The following is a 17,716-nucleotide window of genomic DNA, read 5'->3' as shown; positions in this document are numbered from 1 at the left end:
CAAAGGAACTACCTCGACGAGGAGGTAATTCATATATTACTGGCTGTGTTTCGGCACGCTGTTGAGTTCTCAAAGAACACGCGCACACCGCAGCTCATCTCCGAGGAGAGTCACTTCCGGGGCTGTGTCAGGCTTAGAAGTCTTTCGCCGCACTCCGTTCCGGCTGTGTTTCCCGGCCCGTTCCGTGCTGGCATGGAGAAATTTACACGGGCGCCCCAGGAGATCCAAATCGGGGGTCACTAACGGCGTAACCGCAGGTCAGACACTACGCGGACGGCCCAAACCCGCCAAGATCGACGCACAGTGTGACCGGGGCCACGCCGACAATCTTGGATCCGGCATCAGCGGGGTGCGGCCGGCAGGTGCACGGAGACCGACAGACCACCGGTCGGCACGGCCACTGCCTGCGCAAACCCGCCATGCGCGGCCACCGCGGCACGCACGATCGAGAGCCCGAGCCCCGTGCCGGACTGACTGGTCCGGTCCTTCCCCCCGCGGCGGAACGGCTCGAACAGCTCCTCCACGCGGTCAGGGGGGATCAGCTGACCCGACGACGACACCCGCAGCACCGACCACTGCGGCCCCGTCTCCACCACGGTCTCGATCCATCCGCCGACGTGGTTGTGCCGGATGGCGTTCTCCAGCAGGTTGCCGGCGATGCGCTCCAGCAACGCGGGATCCCCGACCGCCAGCGCCGGCACGCACCGGAACACCGCGCGCAGGTTGCGTGCCTCGGCCTCGGCCCGTGTCGCCTTCCACGCGGACTCGACCACCGCCGACAGGTCGACCGGCTCACGAACAGCGAGCCCGAGGCCGTCCGTGCGCGCGAGCAGCAGCAGCGCCGACACCAACTGTTCGGCACGCTCCCCCGCCGCGCGCACGACACCGGCCATGCGTCGCAGCTCTTCCACGTCAGCGTCCGGATCGGACAGAGTCACGTCGAGCTCTGTGCGCACCACCGAGAGAGGAGTGCGCAGTTCGTGCGATGCGTTCGCCACGAACCGGCGCTGCGAGTCGAAGGCCGCTTCCAGCCGGTCGAGCATGGAGTCGAACGTGTCCGCGAGCTCCGCGACCTCGTCACGCGGGCCCTCCATCCGCAACCGCGACCCCAGCGACTCCGCCGACAACCGGCGGGCGGCACCCGTCACGTCGTGCAGAGGCTTCAGGACACGGCCGGTGAACGTCCACGCCAGGACAGCAGCAGCTACGACCATGCACGCGAACGCGATCAACCCGGCGCGCAGCAGGTCCTCACGCGCGGTGGCCGTCAACGCGTCGGTCAGCACCTTCACGGTGACGTTGACCCCGTCCACCGTGACCTGGGTGTCGGAGGGGAACGACGGTGACGAGTCGAAGACCCGCCCGACCAGCGTCCAGCCGAGGAAGAGCAGGACAGCACTCACCACGGCGACGAGCGCGGTGGTGAGCAGCGTGATCCGGAGACGCAGTCCTGGCCCGCGTCGTCGCACAGGTCAGTCCTCTGCAGAGCCGTTCGAGGCACTGGGGACCCGATAGCCCGAGCCCACGACGGTGTCGATGATGCCCGGCTCGCCCAGCTTCTTGCGCAACGTCATCACGGTGACGCGCACGGTCGTGGTGAACGGATCGGCGTTCTCGTCCCACACACGCTCAAGCAGCTCTTCACTGCTGACGACCGACCCCTTGGCCGCGAGCAGCACTTCGAGGACCCCGAACTCCTTGCGGGTCAGCTCGATCGGCTGCCCGCCGCGCGACACGGTGCGCCGCGCCGGGTCCAGTTCCACGTCCTGAGCGGCGAGCACGGGCGGCGTCGCCGGGGTCGCCCGTCGGGCCAGCGCCCGCACCCGCGCGACCAGTTCGGGGAACGCGAACGGCTTCGCGAGGTAGTCGTCCGCGCCGAGCGACAGGCCGGACACGCGGTCCTCGATGGACCCGCTCGCCGTCAGCATCATGACCCTGGTGAGCGCGCCGGAGCTGAGGATCTCCTTGCACAGCTCGTCGCCTGACATCCCGGGGAGGTCGCGGTCGAGCACGACCACGTCGTACCGCGTGACGGTCGACTTCTCGTGCCCGGTCTCGCCGTCATAGGCGACGTCCACGGCCATGCCTTCGCGCCTCAGGCCGCGAGCGATCGCGTCGGCCAGAGGCGCCTCGTCCTCGACTACCAGAATCCGCACGCCTCAAAGGTGCCACATTCACCTGAGAAGGCGCTTAACGACACCTTCACAAGCTGTTTTGACCACGTCCGGACGCACGACGACCCCGGTCGCCAGGCGGCCGGGGTCGTCGTGTTCAGCCGAACTACTTCTCCGCGGGAGCGTCGATCTCGACGGGCAGGCATTCCAGGCGAGCGGCCCACTCCGTCACGCGCCGTGCGACGTCCTGCGCGGTGATGCCGCACAACGCCAGCACCTCGCCACGGTCACCGTGGTCGTGGAAGCGTTGCGGCAGAGCGATGTCGCGCAACGGCACCTCGACGTCGGCATCGCGCAGCGCGGCCGCGAGAGAGGAACCGAAGCCACCGTGGCGGCCACCGTCCTCGACCGTCACGACGAGCTTGTGCGACGCGGCCATCTCCACGAGGTCCACCGACATCGGGTAGATCCACCGCGGGTCGACGACCGTCACGCCGATGCCCTGGTCCTCCAGCCGTTGCGCGGCCTCGAGACCAAGCCCGCCCAACGCGCCTACGGTCACCAGCAGAACGTCGTTGCCCGAGCGCCGAAGCACGTCCACGGAACCCACGCGCTCCAACGCGGGCAGGTCCGGGCCGACCGAGGCCTTCGGGTAGCGGATCACCGACGGCGCGTCCGAGATCGCCACGGCCTCACGCAGCTCCTCGACCAGCGTGCCGGCGTCACGCGGCGCCGCCACGTGGACGCCGGGGATGACGCCGAGGATCGACATGTCCCACATGCCGTGGTGCGACGCGCCGTCCGGGCCGGTGACACCGGCACGGTCCAGCACGACCGTCACGCCCTGCTTGTGCAGCGCGACGTCCATCAGCAACTGGTCGAACGCGCGGTTGAGGAACGTCGCGTAGACGGCCACGACCGGATGCAGACCACCGATCGCCAGCCCGGCGGCGGAGGTCAGCGCGTGCTGCTCGGCGATGCCGACGTCGAAGAACCGCTCCGGGTACGCCTTGGCGAACGGGTCGAGGCCGGTCGGCCCCTGCATCGCGGCGGTGATCGCCACGATGTCGGAACGCTCGCGGCCGACCTGCACCAACGCGTCGGAGAACACGTGCGTCCAGGTCCGGCTGGACGGTTTGACGTCCTCGCCGGTGATCGGGTCGATGACGCCGGTGGCGTGCATCTGGTCGGCCTCGTGGTTCTCGGCCGGCGCGAACCCCATGCCCTTGCGGGTGACCGCGTGCACGATCACCGGGCCGCCGAACGACTTCGCGCGCTGCAGTGCGGACTCCAGCGTCGCGATGTCGTGGCCGTCGACCGGGCCGATGTACTTGAGGCCGAGGTCCTCGAACATCGCCTGCGGCGCCAGCGCGTCCTTGATGCCGCGCTTGGCGGCGTGCAGCGCGGCGTAGAGGGGCTTGCCGAAGAACGGCGTCTGCTGCAGCGCGCTCTTGCCCTTCTCCAGCACGCGCTCGTAGCCGGGGCGCAGGCGCAGGGACGACAGGTGGTCCGCGAGACCACCGATCGTCGGCGAGTAGGAGCGGCCGTTGTCGTTGACGACGATCACGACGGGACGGGTCTTGTCCGCCGCGATGTTGTTCAACGCCTCCCAGCACATGCCGCCGGTCAGCGCGCCGTCACCGACGACCGCGACCACGTGGCCGTGAGCGCCGTTGATCTGCTTCGCCTTCGCCAGGCCGTCGGCGTAGGACAGTGCCGTCGAGGCGTGCGAGCTCTCCTGCACGTCGTGCTCGGACTCCGACCGCGACGGGTAGCCCGACATCCCGCCCTGCTTGCGCAGCCGGTCGAAGCCGTCGCGGCGGCCCGTGACGATCTTGTGGACGTACGACTGGTGACCGGTGTCGAACACGATCGGGTCCTGCGGCGAGTCGAAGACCCGGTGCAGTGCCACGGTCAGCTCGACGACACCCAGGTTCGGGCCCAGGTGCCCGCCCGTCTTGGACACCTTGTCGACCAGGAAACGCCGGATCTCCTCACACAGGCGCGACAGCTGCGCCTCGTCCATCCGTTTCAGATCAGCTGGTCCGTGCACGGACTCCAGCAGGGTCACCACGCCCACCTCACTCCTGAAGACTTCGGCTCAGTCTACGGAGACGCGACTGAGACGCTGCCTCAGCTCGTCTCAGGCACGAGCAGGGCGATGCACTCCACGTGATGGGTCATGGGGAACGCGTCGAACGCCCGCAACTCCGCGAGCCGGTACCCCTGAACTGTGAATTCGGCCAGGTCGCGGGCCAGGGCGGCGGGGTCGCAGGCGACGTAGACGACCCGCTGCGGACGGCGTCGTGCGACTTCAGCCACAACGACCTTGCCCGCACCCTTGCGAGGGGGGTCCAGCACCACGACGTGAGGGTTCTCGACGGGCAGTTTGCGCGTCACGGCGAGCTCGACCTTGTCCGCCACCCACTCCACCTGGGACATGCGGCGGAGGTTGCGCCGGCCGTCCTCCACGGCACCGGGGAAAGACTCCACGACCAGCACGGATCCGTTTTCGCCGACCTGCCGTCCGAGCACGGACGCGAACAGCCCCGCACCGCCGTAGAGGTCCCACGCGCGTTGCCCCGGCTCGGCCGCGGCCCACTCCCCCACGACGGACGCGAACGTGTCCGCGGCGGCCGGGTGGACCTGCCAGAAACCATCCGCCGAAACTCGCCACTTTCGTTGGGCGGCGGTCTCGACGGCCGTACCGGTTCCGGCGCGTCGCGTGGTGTGTCGGCCACGCACCTCACCCACATGACGGTTGCCGTCACCGTCCTGGACGATCGTGAGCTCCTGTGCCCGCCACTTTCGGTCGGTCACCGCCTCGACCATGCCCGGCTTGGAGATCACACAGTGGTCGATCGGGATCACATCGTGGGAACGCAGGCCGCGGAAGCCCGGCCTTCCGTCGCGGCCGACGGCCATCCGGATCCGGGTCCGCCACTCCAGCGGACCGCCCGGCAGCGCCTCCACGACCACGTCGCGTTCGATCTTGGCGAGCCTCGTCAACTGCTCGCGGACGACCTCGGCCTTCAGTTCCCGTTGCGCGTCCCACGAGACGTGCTGGAAGTCGCAGCCGCCGCACAGCCCTGGTCCGCTGAACGGGCACGGCGCCTCGACGCGGTCGGGTGACGCCTCCAGGATCTCCACGGCGTCCGCACGGCAGAACGAGCCGCCGTTGTCCTCGTACACCGACACCACAACGCGTTCGCCGGGCAGCGCGTGACGCACGAACAGAACGCGCCCCTCGTGCCGTGCGACGAAGTGCCCGCCGTGAGCGACAGGCCCCACTTCTACTTCGAACTTGCGTCCGGTCCAGTCTTCCTTGGTGGTGCTCATCGGTCGTCAAGTCCCCTTCGGACAGCGCCGGGCGCGATGACGTCCTTGTCCTTGACCTTCACCGAGGATTCGAGCTGCCACGGGACACTGGTCACCATCACACCCGGCTGGAAAAGCAGCCTTCCCTTGAGCCGCAACGCGCTCTGGTTGTGCAGCAGCTGCTCCCACCAGTGGCCGACCACGTACTCGGGAATGAACACGGTAACAACGTCGCGCGGGTTGTCCGACTTGACGCGCTTGACGTAGTCGAGAACGGGCTTGGTGATCTCCCGGTAGGGCGACTCGATCACCTTGAGCGGGATCTTGAAGTTCTCCTTCTCCCACTCCGCGACGAGCCGGCGCGTGTCGCCGTCGTCGACGTTGACCGTGACGGCCTCCAGCACGTCCGGGCGCACGGCCTTGGCGTAGGACAACGCCCTGAGAGTCGGCATGTGCAGTTTGGACACCAGCACCATCGCGTGGTTGCGCGCGGGCATCGTGCGCACGCGCTCCTGCTTGCGGAGCTCCTCGGCGACGGTGTCGTAGTGCTTGCGGATCGCGGTCATCAACGCGTAGATGGCGGCCATCGCGGCGATGGCGATCCACGCGCCCTTGGTGAACTTGGTGATCAGCACGATGATCAGCACGGTCGCGGTCAGGGCGAGACCGAACGTGTTGATCGCCTGCGAGCGCCGCATCCGCCTGCGCGCCTGCTCGTCGGTCTCGGTCTTGAGCAGCCGGTGCCAGTGCTTGATCATGCCGAGCTGGCTCAGCGTGAACGACACGAACACACCGACGATGTAGAGCTGGATCAGCCGGGTGACCTCGGCGTCGAACGCGATCACCAGCACGACCGCAAACCCGGCCAGGAAGAGGATGCCGTTGGAGAACGCCAGCCGGTCGCCGCGGGTGTGCAACTGACGCGGCAGGTAGCGGTCCTGGGCGAGGATCGAGCCGAGCACCGGGAACCCGTTGAACGCGGTGTTCGCGGCGAGCACCAGGATCAGCGCCGTGACGCCGGCGATGAAGTAGAAGCCGGGCGGGAAGTTGTCGAACACGGCGTGCGCGACCTGCGCGACCATCGTCTTCTGCTCGTAGCCCGCCGGGGCGTTGGTGATCTGGTCCTGCGGGAACTCCGCCATCCGCACGTCGGTCAGCTGGGCGAGGATGATCAGGCCCATCAGCATGACGACCGAGATGGTGCCCATCAGCAGCAACGTCGTCGCGGCGTTGCGGGACTTGGGCTTGCGGAACGCGGGCACGCCGTTGCTGATCGCCTCGACGCCGGTGAGGGCGGCGCAGCCGGACGAGAACGCCCGCAGCACCAGGAACACGAACGCGAGGCCCATCAGGTGGTCCTGCTCGGCGTGGATCTCGAGGCCCGAGCTCTCGGCCCGCATGTCGTCGCCCAGCACGAAGCCGCGGAACAGGCCCCAGCCGATCAGGCCGAAGACACCGATCATGAACGCGTAGACCGGGACGGCGAACGCGCTGCCGGACTCGCGGATGCCGCGCAGGTTCACCGCCGTCAGCAGCACGATGGCCGTGACCGCGAACTCCGCCTTGTGGGTGGCGACGAACGGGATCGCGGAGCCGATGTTCGCCATCGCCGCCGAGATCGACACCGCGACCGTGAGGATGTAGTCGACGAGCAGGGCGCTCGCCACCGTGAGTCCCGCTCTGCGCCCGAGGTTGACGGTCGCGACCTCGTAGTCGCCGCCGCCGGACGGGTAGGCGTGCACGTTCTGCCGGTAGCTGGCCACCACGGTGAGCATCACCACGACGACCGCGACCCCAACCCACGGCGCCATGGCGTAGGCGCTCAGGCCCGCCACCGACAGCATCAGGAAGATCTCCTCCGGCGCGTACGCGACCGACGACATGGCGTCGGAGGCGAACACCGGCAAGGCGATGCGTTTGGGCAGGAGGGTGTGCGCGAGGCGATCACTGCGGAACGGCCGTCCTACCAGGAGGCGTTTGGCAGCGGTGGCGAGCTTGGACACGGCCAGAGCGTAAGGGGTCCACTCACCGGGACGGGCTAATGCTCGGTAGGTTCTGCGGAGAGTTCGCCTGAGGAGGCATGTCGTGCACGTGGTGATCATGGGGTGTGGCCGGGTGGGGGCGTCCCTGGCCAGGGCTCTGGAGCGACTCGAACACCAGGTCGCCGTGATCGACAAGGACCCGCAGTCGTTCCGCAGGCTGGGCAGCGACTTCCACGGGCAGCAGGTCGTCGGCAACGGTTTCGACCGCAATGTCCTGATCGAGGCGGGGGTCGAGCGCGCGGGCGCGTTCGCCGCGGTCTCCAGCGGTGACAACTCGAACATCATCTCGGCGCGGGTGGCGCGCGAGACGTTCGGTGTCGAGCACGTCGTCGCGCGCATCTACGACCACAAGCGCGCGGCTGTGTACGAGCGGCTGGGAATCCCGACCGTGGCGACGGTGCCGTGGTCGACCGACCGGTTCCTGCGGATGTTGTTGCCCGAAGGCGCGGCGACGGCGTGGCGCGACCCGTCCGGGACCGTCGCGGTGCTGCCGATCGAGGTCGCCGAGGAGTGGGTCGGGCGGCCGGTGCGCGAGCTCGAGGAGGCGATCCGGGCGCGCGTGGCGTTCGTGATGCGCTTCGGCACGGGTGTGCTGCCGGACGCGAAGACCGTCGTGCAGGCCGACGACACCATTTACGTGGCGGCGCTGTCCGGCACGATCACCGACGTCGCGGCGGCGGCGCTGCAGGCACCGGAGGAGAGCTGATGCGGATCGCGATCGCTGGTGCGGGAGCGGTGGGGCGGTCCATCGCGCAGGAGCTCGTCTCGGACGGGCACCAGGTCATGCTCATCGAGCGCGACCGCAAGCACTTCGACCCGAACTCGGTCGAGCAGGCCGAGTGGGTGCAGGCCGACGCGTGCGAGCTGTCCTCTTTGGAGGACGCGGGCATGCACCTGTGCGACGTGGTGATCGCCGCGACCGGTGACGACAAGGTCAACCTCGTGGTGTCGCTTCTGGCCAAGACGGAGTTCGCGGTCCGACGCGTCATCGCGCGCGTGAACGACCCGACGAACGAATGGCTCTTCACCGAGTCGTGGGGTGTCGACGTCGCCGTGTCGACGCCACGGCTGTTGGCCGCCATGGTCGAGGAGTCCGTGACGATCGGTGACGTCGTACGGCTGATGACGTTGCGTCAGGGCCAGGCGAACCTCGTGGAGATCACGCTCGACGAGTCGACGCCGTTCGCCGGCCGTGCGGTCTCGGAGCTGACGTTGCCCCGTGACGCCGCTCTGGTGACGATCCTGCGCGGCGGGCGGGTCATCGTGCCGCAGCCGGACGACACGCTCGAAGGCGGCGATGAGCTGTTGTTCGTGACCACCGCCGCCGTCGAGCAGGACATCAAGACCGCGCTGGGGTATTAGGCCCAGAAGTACTGGTGCCCGCCTCCGTGGCAGTCCCAGAGCTGCACGGAGGCGCCCTGCCACCAGTTCGCGCCCGCGATCTCGACGCACCGGTTGCCGCCGAGCCAGGACCGGATCCGCCCGATCTCCGCGTTCGTGGAGGCGGGGCGGTAGAACATCTGGTTGGCGTTGTTGCCCGGCTGGCAGTCGTACATCTGCAGGTGGCCGCCGTTGTCCCCGTTGCCCCAGGCGGCGGTGAGACATCTGCCGCCGTCAGCGTTGCGCAGTTTCAGCCCGTCCCAGTACCAGCGCTGGGTGAGGGCGTTCTGGCAGTCGACCATGATGACGCCGGCGCCGTTCTGCCCGGTCGACGCGGTCACGCACCTGCCGTTGAACTTCGACTGGACGTAGATGGTGTTCTGCGCCTGCGCCACCGAGGACGTGACGAGGACGCCGCCGGCGACGAGGGTCAGTGCGGCCAGGATCGCGGCCTTGCGCTTGAGAAGGTTCATGGCCTTTCGACGCCTGCCGCTCACCGCCTGATACACGGCATGCTCGCCTTGTCCGGTATCTGCGCATCGGAAGCGAGCACTTACTACCTGTGAGCGATCAGCTGCCCCTGGTCGGGCGCGAGAGAGAGCTACGGACCGCTTTGCGGGCGTTGGCCGTGGACGGCGCGGTGCTGCTGTCCGGCCCTCCGGGCGTGGGCAAGACACGTCTGGCCGCTGAGGTACTCGCCGCTGTGCCGCATCCGGTGGTGCGTTGTTACGCCACAGTCGCCACGTCCCGGATTCCACTCGGCGCGCTCGCGTCGCTCGTGCCCACCGACCTGCCTGCCTCGCGGGGATCGATCCTGCCGTCGTCGTCCGTGCGCGCGGCCGCCGAACATCTCTCTCGTGGCGGGCGGCGGGTGTTGTCGGTCGATGACGCGCATCTGCTCGATGACACGTCGTTGTTGGTGTTGCAGCATCTTGTGCGCCACCGGCTGACACGGATCATCTGCACCGCACGGCCCGGTTGGGGCATGAACGGGTTGGCCGTTGTCGGGGTGGACGCGCTGGACCAGGAACGCGCGGACACGTTGCTGGCGACGGCTCTCGGCGGACCGGCCAACGCCTCGACGCGGCACCTGGTGTGGGCGAACAGCCAGGGCAATCCGTTGTACCTCAAGGAACTCGTCGCCGCGGGACGGCATTCGGGCGCGCTGGCCGAGACCGTGGGCGGGTGGAACTGGAGCGGGCCGCTGGAGCTGTCCGGGCGGCTCGCCGAGCTCGTCGACCTGACACTGGGACGGCTCGCGGAACCGCAGCGGCGGGCGATGGAGCTGCTCGCGTACGGCGAACCACTCGAACCCAGGTTGTTGCCCGTTCCTCAAGACCTCGTGGACATGGGGTTCGTGCGCATCGGTGATGACGGACGCGCACGCGTCGCGCATCCGCTCTACAGCGCGCGCCTGCGGGCCACGTGCCCGACTTTGCGGGCACGGGCGCATCGCCGTGCGTTGGCTGATCGGCTGGAAGCGGAAGGCGCGGACCGGCCCGGCGACGCGGTGCGCGTCGCGACGTGGCGGCTCGACAGCGGGACGGCCGAGTCGCCGGACGTGCTGGCGCGGGCGGCCGAGCAGGCACTGTCCGCTCAGGACTGGGAGCTCGCGGAACGGCTCTCGCGCGCGGCCATGGCGCGTGGGGCGACATCACGCGTGGGGCTCGTGCTGGGTCTTGTGCTGATGTACCAACGTCAGTGCGCACAGGCCGAGGAAGTGCTCGCCGAGACCATGGCTGCGGGCGGCGACGTGCTGACGGTGATCCAGGTCGGCTGTACGCGCGCGTTCAACCTGTTCTTCGGCCTCGGTGACGAGGACGCCGCCGTGGCCGTGCTGGATCTCGTCACCGCACGGGAGTTGCCGGCCGAGCTGGAGCACGCGGTGCTGTTCTTCGCGCTGACGTTCGCGCTGGAGGCCGCGCCGCTGGGAATCGCGCGACTCGGCGGTGAGCTGCTGATCGCCGAGGGCGGCTGGGCGGAGACGGCGGGACGGCAGGTGCTGGCGTTCGCCGACCAGTTCGCGGGCCGCTACATCGATGCCATCGCACGGGTCGAGGACAACCATGAGGCCGTGGTAGCGACAGCGGGACGGTTCCCGTCGTTGATGAGCGCGGCGAACGGTGTGCGCAACGAGAGTGCTCTGCGGTGCGGTGATCTCGTGGGGGCGGAGAAGCGGGGCGCGCAGGCACTGGCCGAGCTGATCGAGGAGGACCGCTGGTCGGTCACGCAGGTGCCGCCGCGGGTGTTGCTGAGTCAGAGCGCCCGGTTGCGCGGGAAGGCCGCCGCGGCGGTGCGGATCACCGCCGAGGGCGTTCCGGACCCGGCCACGCTGCCGATGATGTGGGACGTGCTGCTGCTGGCCGAGTTCGCGGCCGGTGCGGCGCTGCAGGGGCAGACGGATCGCGCTTTCCGTGCCCTGGCTCGCGCGGAAGTAGGGTTGCGACCCTCGTGGCGTATCGCGCAGTTCGCCGTGGGAGCCGCACGGTCGTGGGTGCTCGCGGGCGCTGGACGCGTCAACGAGGCGATGCAGGCCGCTCTGGACAACGCCACCTTGGCTCGCGCACATGGCGCGCACTCCGAGGAGATCGGATCGCTGCACGACGCCGCACGGTTCGGTGCGGACACCTCGCCACGCCTTCTGGAGCTCGCGAAGTCGCGCAAGGATCCGCTCACGACCGCGTACGCCTCGCACGCCCAGGCGCGCGCGTTGCGTGACCCGGCGGGGCTGGAGGAGGTGGCGGCGGCGTTCGCGGCGTGCGGTGCCACGTTGTACGCGGCCGAGGCGCTCGCGGAGGCCAGCAGGCTGTCGCGGTTGCACGACCGGCCCCGTGACGCGGACCGGTTGGAACGGCAGGCGGCGGCGCTCGCGGAGTCGTTCGACGGCGCGACCACGCCCGGTCTGGTGGTGACGAGCACGCTCGCCGCGTTGACGCCACGTCAGCTGGAAATCGCGCGTCTGGCCGTGGCCGGGCTGACGAACGTGGAGATCGCCGAACGGCTGGCGATCGCCAAACGCACCGTGGACAACCATCTGCACACGACGTACGCGGCGGTGGGCGTGACGGGACGGGGTGGCTTGCGCGCGTTGTTCGGTCAAGGGGCGTAAATCGATGTGCGCGGTGAGCCGAACCTTCGGCACACTGCGAGCTGTGTGGCCGTTCGTGGGCAGAGTGCGGGAGCTCGGAGACGTGATGTCCGCGCTCACCGAAGCCGACGAAAAGGGCGCCGCGCTCGTCGGCCCCGCCGGTGTGGGCAAGACCCGGCTCACGGACGAGGTCGTGACACGGCTGGAGCGCACCGGTCGGACCGTGCAGCGCTGTTACGCGACGGTGGCGACGTCGACGATCCCGTTCGGGGCGATGGCCGCGATGCTGCCCGCCGACATGCGCACGGCGAACCCGCTCGGTCGCGCCGTGGAGCACCTGCTGGCTTCGCCGCGGCCGTTGACGATCGTGGTGGACGACGCGCATCTGCTCGATGACGCCTCCATCGCGTTGCTGCATCACATGATCCGGCACGGGCACGCACGGGTGCTGGTGACCTCACGGCCCGGTGAGCGCACCGAACTGTGGCAGGAGGGGTTGCTGCGGCGCTATCCGCTGGGCGACCTGTCGCGGACCGAGTCCGACCTCCTGCTCGAACGCGCGCTGGACGGGCCGATCGACACCCGGTCGGCGTCGCTGCTGTGGTCGGGCAGCGCGGGAAATCCCTTGTACCTCAGGGAACTCGTCGTGTCGGGCCGTGCGGTGGGGGCGTTGCGCGCGGAGGACGGCATCTGGTCGTGGCACGGCGCGATCGAGCTCGGCGGGCGGCTCGCGGAACTCGTGCAGGCCAACCTCGGCCGGCTGGAACCGGCGCACCGGCACGCGCTGGAGCTGCTCGCGTATTCCGAGCCGGTGGAACTGGACCTGCTGGCGTCTCTGGTGCGGGAGGAGGCACTCGACGACCTGGAGACACGTGGGTTGATCCGTGTCGTGCCGTCGGGACGTCGCACGGTCGTGCGGCTCGGGCATCCGTTGTACGGCAGTCTGCTTCGTACGACGTGCCCTACGTTGCGCGCGCAGTCGCACCAACGCGCGTTGGCCACCGCTCTGGAAGCAACGGGCGCACGCCGCCGTGAAGACCTGATGCGCATCGCCACGTGGCGACTGGACAGCGGTTCACCCATCTCGGTGAACCTGCTGGCCGCGGCCGCCGAACAGGCCTGGGCCGCACAGGACGTGGCGCTCGCCGAACGCCTCTGCCGCGGCGCCGTCGAGGCGGGCGGGCTCAACCGCGTCGGGCACGTGTTCGGCCAGGTCCTGATGCACGGCCGCGCACCGGACCAGGCCGAGGCGACGCTGGCGGACGTGATGGCGGGCCCGCTGTCGGCGGAGGACCTGAGCCGCCTCGGCGCCACCCGATCGATGAACCTCCACTTCGGTCTGGGCGACGCGGACGCCGCCGCCGCGGTGCTCGACCGCGTCGACGTGCCCGGCCTCCCCGCGGACCTGCGCGACTGGCTTCAGGTGGTCCGGGTGATCGAGGCCGCACAACACGGCCACGTGACGACGGTGCTGGAGAGTACCTATCAGCCCGTGGCGCCGCATCTGACCGTCCATTTGCGACGCACCAGAGCGTTGTGCCTCCTGCACGCGGGCCGCTATCGCGAGGTTTTGGAGGAGATCGCCGTCTACGAGGCGTTGGAGGACCTGTCCGAGCCCGACGACGGCGCACTGCGCATGCGTTGCTTCGCGCTGGCGTTCGCGGGCAACCTCGCCGAGGCCGAAGCCCTCGCGCTCACAATGCACAACAGGACATTCGACGAGCTGGCTTTCACCGGCGCAACATCGCTCTACAGCCTGCTGTCGTTCTGCGCGCGCATGCGAGGCCACGGCTCCCACGCCCTGCGCCTGGCCCGCGAGGGCAGCCCGAAAACCCCTTCGCGTCCCTTGATCTTCGACTCCATCGCGCTGGCGAACCTGGCCGGCTCCGCGGCGATCTGCGGCGACACCACCCTGGCCCAGGAGGCCCTCGCTCGCGCCGAGAAGGCCCGCCGCCCGGCCTGGCGCCTGACCGGCACCACGGTCTCGGTGACCCGTTCCCAGGTGCTCGCGTGCACCGGCGACCTGCGCGCCGCCGCCGACGCCGCGATGGCCGCCGCCGACGAATGCGCCGAACTGGGCGCGCACGGCAACGAAGCCATGGCCCTGCACAACGCCGCCCGTTTCGGCGTGGACACGTCCCAACGCCTAACGGCCCTCACGTCCACGATGGACGACCCGATGACAGCGGCCTACACGGCACACGCGACCGCCCTCGCGCACGCCGCACCGACCGCGCTGGAGGCCACGGCAACGGACTTCCAGCGCTTCGGCGCCACCCTCTACGCCGCCGAGGCCCTGGCCGCCGCCACCCGCCTGCACCGAGCCCAGGGCAACGCCCGCGCCGCCTCCCAGGCCTCCGCCCGCCAGGCCCTCCTGATGCGCGACTTCGACGGCGTCCGCACCCCGGCCCTGTGCGCCGACGACCTGCCCCACCTGACCCGGCGCCAAGCCGAAGTCGCCCGCCTCGCCACGTCCGGGCTCACCAACCAGCAGATCGCCGAACGGCTCCACACGTCCAAGCGCACGGTCGACAACCACCTGCACGCGATCTACGGGATTCTCGGCGTGACGGGGCGCGACGAACTCCGAACCGTGCTCGGCCCGTCCTGACGCCTCGCTAACACCGATATCCGATATATCGCGCCCTCGCCCTGCCTGCAGGCGTGCGCCCACCCTTCGCGACACCTTTGCAATGAGTCGTTTGCGGACGTCCGCAAACGTTTTTTGCATCCGGGAGGGTGGCGGAGTTGCAACGGCAGGGAGGTTCAGCCAGCCGCGGACAGCACCTCGGCCAGTCGCCGCGCGGTCTCCTCGGCGGCGACGGCGTCGTCGGGCGAGGTCCAGTCCCGGCCCCACGGCTCGGCGACGATCGCCAGCACGGCCGTCGCCGCCGGCACCAACCGGATCAGGTCCGGGATGGGCAGAACCGCGGCGGCCTTCCCCGCGACTTCGTCCCACCACGGCTCGCCGGCGCGACGCCCGGCGAGTCCGGACGCGACCACGGCGACCGCCGCGACGACTTCGTCCGCGAACACCTCGCGGCCGATGCTGTCCGGGTCGGCGATCGGCCGGCCGAGCAGGGCGGCGAGCACGTCGGCGCGGCTGTCCGCCGGTCGGGCGGCGAGGTCGTCCAGCAGGTCCAGTGCTCCGTCGCTGTCGAACGGACCGGTGCCGAAGGTGCCCATGACTCCGTCTTCTCCTTGCGTTGTGGCCGACCGTGTCACGCCCAGAACAAACGCGGCCGGCGCCCCGAAAGGAGGCGCCGGCCGCGTTCGAAGTGGAGCGGGTCAGTCTCTGGACTTGTCGCGGGACTCGGCGTCGACGACGCGCTTGAGCTCGTCCATGTCCGGGGTGAGCAGGTCGTCGGCCGTACGTGCGAGCACGTCCTCCGCGTCGGCCTCCGCCTTGACCTTGGCCTCGGCGGCCTCCTCGGCCGCCTTGAGGCGCTTGTCCGCGCGGCGGACCGCCCAGACCGTGGCGAGCAGGGCGATGGCCATCAACGGGTAGCCCATGCCGAGGCGGGCCACGGCGAGCCAGCCGACCTGGTCCTCGTCGTAGAGCCAGCGCTGGACCACGAAGCGGGCGAAGAAGACGAGGGCCCACACGAAGGTCGCGATGTCGTAGTCGCGGACCGAGGCCTTGTCGTCGCGCCAGGAGCGGTCTCTGCCGTTGAGGAACGTCCAGATCACGCCGGCGAGCGGCCAGCGCACGATGATCGACAGCAGGAACGCGCTGCCGTACACGACGCTCTGCCAGATGCCGAAGAGGAAGAACCCCTTGGCCTCGCCTGTCTTGTAGGCGATGAACGCCGCGATGCCCACGCCGAAGACGGCGGAGATCGCGGGCTGGATGGTGCCCTTGCGCACGGCCAGGACCACGCCGATGACGACGGCGGCGGCGAGCGAGCCGATGATCGCGGCCATCAGGTTCTTGGTCGCGAAGTTGATGATCACGAAGACCAGGACGGGCAGCGACGAGTAGAGCATTCCGCTCACGCCGCCCATCTGCTCTAGGACGGTGGGCTGCTTTTCTTCGGTCTCAGCTGAGGTCATGAAGCGTTCTGCAACTCGTAATAGGGGTTGTAGAGCACCTTGCGCCCGTCGCGCACGGCGATGCGGCCCCGGGCCTTGATCGTCCGACCAGGCTCGATTCCCGCGATGCGACGGCGGCCGAGCCAGACGAGCGTGACGCCCTCGGTGCCGTCGTAGAGCTCGGCTTCCAGGGTGGCGGCCGCGTCCCGGGGGCAGAGCTCCACGCTGCGGAGCCTTCCGAGGACGGTGACCTCCTCACCGGACTTGCAGTCGCAGGCCTTCACCGCGCCGACGGCCTCCGCTTTTCGCGAGAGGTCGTCCGCGTCGAGCTCGGTGACGTCGCTGGTCAAGCGACGCACCAAGCGGCGCCAATAGCCGCTCATCCCCGACTCCTGCATTGCTCTGGTGGCCCCGTGGTGTGGGCCGTCTGACAGTGAGGGTACGCACGGGCAACGACAATCTCGGGTGTGCCTGCCGAGACCGTCCTCCTGCTGCCCGGAACCGCCTCCGACGAGGTGTTCGTCCGATCTGTCTTCACCGAGCCGTTGTCGCAGGTCGGTGCCGTTCTTGACGCACCAAGCGTTCGCACACTCAGTGAACGGTTGACGGCCCTCGAAAATGCCCCGGCAGGCCACCCGATCGTGGTAGGCGGCGTCTCACTCGGCGCGCACGTCGCCGCGCGGTGGGCCGTGGCCAACCCGGACCGGTGCGCGGGGCTGGTCCTGGCGCTGCCCGCGTGGACCGGAGCACCGGACGAGGCACCGGCGGCGCTCGCGGCCAGGGCCAGCGCGGAGATCGTCCGCACGCAGGGACTGACGACGGCGCTCGCCGGCACGACCGGCTGGCTGCACGACGAGCTGAACCGGGCCTGGCGCGGCTACGGCGACCAGCTCGTGCCGCACCTCGAAGAGGCCGCCGAGTCGCTCGCGCCGACGCTGGACGAGCTGAAGTCGCTGGACGTGCCGACGGGAATCGTCGGGTGCACAGATGACCCGGTGCACCCGATCGCGGTCGCGCGGGCTTGGGCGGATGCCATCCCACGCGCCGTGCTCGTCACAACGACGCTGAACGCCTACCCGCACGCACTGGGGCGTGCGGTGCAGGCGTGGCAGCGGGCTCGTTAGCCCTCTTGCTGCTGGATGTGCCGGGCGATCGCCTCCGGCAGCTCGACCGGCAGCGGGGTGCGGGGCGGCATCGGCTGCTCGCCGCGCACGACCACGGTGCCGCGCAGCATCTCGCGCAGCGCCTGCGAGTTCTGCTCGAAGTGCTCCTCGGGACCGGCCGCGACGCCGCGCAGCATCCAGCGCGGGCCGTCGACGCCGACGAAGAGGATCTGCACGCCCTGGTTGCGCGCGGTGATCTCCTCGCCCCACTCGCCGTTCTCGCGGTTGATTCGGGCGCCGTCCTCCTTGAGGCCGTCGATCAGCTCGGCGCCGACCTCACGCCAGAGACCGCCCGACTTCGGCGCGGCGAACGCGCTGACCGTCAGCTGGCCGACGGACGTGAGGACGTGCACGGCGCGCACGGAGCCGTTCTGCTGGTCCATCTCGACCTGCAACTGGGCCTCGTCCGGCATCGGCAGTTGCACAGATCCCAGGTCGAGCCGCTCCACGTCGTCCTGGGGCGCGACCGTCGAGTCCCACGGGCCGTCGACGTCGTCGAAGACCTCGTCGTGCTCAGGACCGGTGTCGACCGCCCCCGAGGAGTGACGACCGCGCTTGCGGCGCCTTCCGAACATGCCC

The 17,716-nt window shown here is 69.6% G+C and carries 15 protein-coding genes; 5 read left to right on the top strand and 10 right to left on the bottom strand.

Features of this window, described 5'->3' with window-relative positions; all coding sequences use genetic code 11:
- Positions 1–341: 341 nt before the first annotated feature.
- The 5 genes from ACIQF0_RS43250 to ACIQF0_RS43230 all read right to left on the bottom strand — a co-directional run bounded on the left by ACIQF0_RS43250 (position 342) and on the right by ACIQF0_RS43230 (position 7,435).
- The gene (locus tag ACIQF0_RS43250; RefSeq protein WP_401040033.1) at positions 342–1,469 is read right to left on the bottom strand and encodes a sensor histidine kinase; all 1,128 of its coding nucleotides are present in this window, start codon (positions 1,467–1,469) and stop codon (positions 342–344) included.
- 3 nt (positions 1,470–1,472) lie between these two features.
- Positions 1,473–2,156 (bottom strand): response regulator transcription factor, encoded by a 684-nt coding sequence (locus ACIQF0_RS43245; RefSeq protein ID WP_330277978.1) that lies wholly within the window; start codon positions 2,154–2,156, stop codon positions 1,473–1,475.
- A 124-nt stretch (positions 2,157–2,280) separates the two neighbouring features.
- Positions 2,281–4,185, bottom strand: a complete 1,905-nt coding sequence (gene dxs / locus ACIQF0_RS43240; protein ID WP_360043550.1) for a 1-deoxy-D-xylulose-5-phosphate synthase — start codon at positions 4,183–4,185, stop codon at positions 2,281–2,283.
- A gap of 62 nt (positions 4,186–4,247) precedes the next feature.
- Positions 4,248–5,453 (bottom strand): class I SAM-dependent RNA methyltransferase, encoded by a 1,206-nt coding sequence (locus ACIQF0_RS43235; protein WP_401040029.1) that lies wholly within the window; start codon positions 5,451–5,453, stop codon positions 4,248–4,250.
- The gene (locus ACIQF0_RS43230; protein ID WP_401040026.1) at positions 5,450–7,435 is read right to left on the bottom strand and encodes an APC family permease; all 1,986 of its coding nucleotides are present in this window, start codon (positions 7,433–7,435) and stop codon (positions 5,450–5,452) included. Before ACIQF0_RS43230 ends, ACIQF0_RS43235 begins: the two co-directional genes overlap by 4 nt.
- A gap of 82 nt (positions 7,436–7,517) precedes the next feature.
- On the opposite strand from ACIQF0_RS43230, the gene ACIQF0_RS43225 reads away from it, so the two are divergent.
- Positions 7,518–8,180 carry a TrkA family potassium uptake protein gene (locus tag ACIQF0_RS43225; RefSeq protein WP_360043541.1) on the top strand — a complete coding sequence of 221 codons (663 nt, stop codon included), beginning with the start codon at positions 7,518–7,520 and terminating at the stop codon, positions 8,178–8,180.
- Positions 8,180–8,836 (top strand): TrkA family potassium uptake protein, encoded by a 657-nt coding sequence (locus ACIQF0_RS43220; protein ID WP_093599449.1) that lies wholly within the window; start codon positions 8,180–8,182, stop codon positions 8,834–8,836. Before ACIQF0_RS43225 ends, ACIQF0_RS43220 begins: the two co-directional genes overlap by 1 nt.
- Here ACIQF0_RS43220 and ACIQF0_RS43215 read toward each other — a convergent pair.
- Positions 8,833–9,327, bottom strand: coding sequence for an RICIN domain-containing protein (locus ACIQF0_RS43215; protein ID WP_360043537.1), 495 nt, complete (start codon positions 9,325–9,327; stop codon positions 8,833–8,835). The two genes, ACIQF0_RS43220 and ACIQF0_RS43215, sit on opposite strands and share 4 nt — an antisense overlap.
- 89 nt (positions 9,328–9,416) lie before the next feature.
- Between ACIQF0_RS43215 and ACIQF0_RS43210 the strand changes: the two genes are divergently transcribed.
- Complete coding sequence (locus ACIQF0_RS43210) at positions 9,417–11,963, top strand: AAA family ATPase (protein WP_401040022.1); 2,547 nt, start codon at positions 9,417–9,419, stop codon at positions 11,961–11,963.
- Positions 11,964–12,006: 43 nt separating this feature from the next.
- Positions 12,007–14,553 carry a LuxR C-terminal-related transcriptional regulator gene (locus tag ACIQF0_RS43205; protein WP_401040019.1) on the top strand — a complete coding sequence of 849 codons (2,547 nt, stop codon included), beginning with the start codon at positions 12,007–12,009 and terminating at the stop codon, positions 14,551–14,553.
- A 155-nt stretch (positions 14,554–14,708) separates the two neighbouring features.
- Here the strand turns inward: ACIQF0_RS43205 and ACIQF0_RS43200 are convergent, their stop codons facing one another.
- The 3 genes from ACIQF0_RS43200 to ACIQF0_RS43190 form a co-directional block, all read right to left on the bottom strand.
- Positions 14,709–15,128, bottom strand: coding sequence for a DUF4259 domain-containing protein (locus ACIQF0_RS43200; protein WP_401040017.1), 420 nt, complete (start codon positions 15,126–15,128; stop codon positions 14,709–14,711).
- Between the two features lie 102 nt (positions 15,129–15,230).
- Entirely contained in the window at positions 15,231–15,995 is a 765-nt protein-coding gene (locus tag ACIQF0_RS43195) for a DUF3159 domain-containing protein (RefSeq protein WP_401040014.1), read from the bottom strand.
- Complete coding sequence (locus ACIQF0_RS43190) at positions 15,992–16,372, bottom strand: OB-fold nucleic acid binding domain-containing protein (protein WP_030474780.1); 381 nt, start codon at positions 16,370–16,372, stop codon at positions 15,992–15,994. The genes ACIQF0_RS43195 and ACIQF0_RS43190 overlap by 4 nt, the downstream gene beginning before the upstream one ends.
- Before the next feature lie 69 nt (positions 16,373–16,441).
- Here ACIQF0_RS43190 and ACIQF0_RS43185 point away from each other — a divergent pair, with 69 nt between their 5' ends.
- Positions 16,442–17,098, top strand: a complete 657-nt coding sequence (locus ACIQF0_RS43185) for an alpha/beta fold hydrolase (RefSeq protein WP_401040011.1) — start codon at positions 16,442–16,444, stop codon at positions 17,096–17,098.
- Here ACIQF0_RS43185 and ACIQF0_RS43180 read toward each other — a convergent pair.
- Positions 17,095–17,712, bottom strand: coding sequence for a DUF3710 domain-containing protein (locus ACIQF0_RS43180; protein ID WP_360043519.1), 618 nt, complete (start codon positions 17,710–17,712; stop codon positions 17,095–17,097). The genes ACIQF0_RS43185 and ACIQF0_RS43180 overlap by 4 nt on opposite strands.
- Positions 17,713–17,716: the final 4 nt, after the last annotated feature.

Origin of the sequence: Lentzea sp. NPDC092896 (assembly GCF_044754905.1) — a bacterium.
In the GTDB taxonomy this organism is placed as follows: domain Bacteria; phylum Actinomycetota; class Actinomycetes; order Mycobacteriales; family Pseudonocardiaceae; genus Lentzea.
The sequence above is the reverse complement of the archived record's forward strand: the minus strand, read 5'-3'. Positions and strand labels throughout refer to the sequence as shown.

Bases quoted from the DNA above. Each gene is read 5' to 3' on its own strand.
- ACIQF0_RS43235 (WP_401040029.1), bottom strand. From the start codon at position 5,453: ATGAGCACCACCAAGGAAGACTGGACCGGACGCAAGTTCGAAGTAGAA.
- ACIQF0_RS43220 (WP_093599449.1), top strand. From the start codon at position 8,180: ATGCGGATCGCGATCGCTGGTGCGGGAGCGGTGGGGCGGTCCATCGCG.
- ACIQF0_RS43215 (WP_360043537.1), bottom strand. From the start codon at position 9,327: ATGAACCTTCTCAAGCGCAAGGCCGCGATCCTGGCCGCACTGACCCTC.
- ACIQF0_RS43200 (WP_401040017.1), bottom strand. From the start codon at position 15,128: ATGGGCACCTTCGGCACCGGTCCGTTCGACAGCGACGGAGCACTGGAC.
- ACIQF0_RS43195 (WP_401040014.1), bottom strand. From the start codon at position 15,995: ATGACCTCAGCTGAGACCGAAGAAAAGCAGCCCACCGTCCTAGAGCAG.
- ACIQF0_RS43190 (WP_030474780.1), bottom strand. From the start codon at position 16,372: ATGCAGGAGTCGGGGATGAGCGGCTATTGGCGCCGCTTGGTGCGTCGC.
- ACIQF0_RS43180 (WP_360043519.1), bottom strand. From the start codon at position 17,712: ATGTTCGGAAGGCGCCGCAAGCGCGGTCGTCACTCCTCGGGGGCGGTC.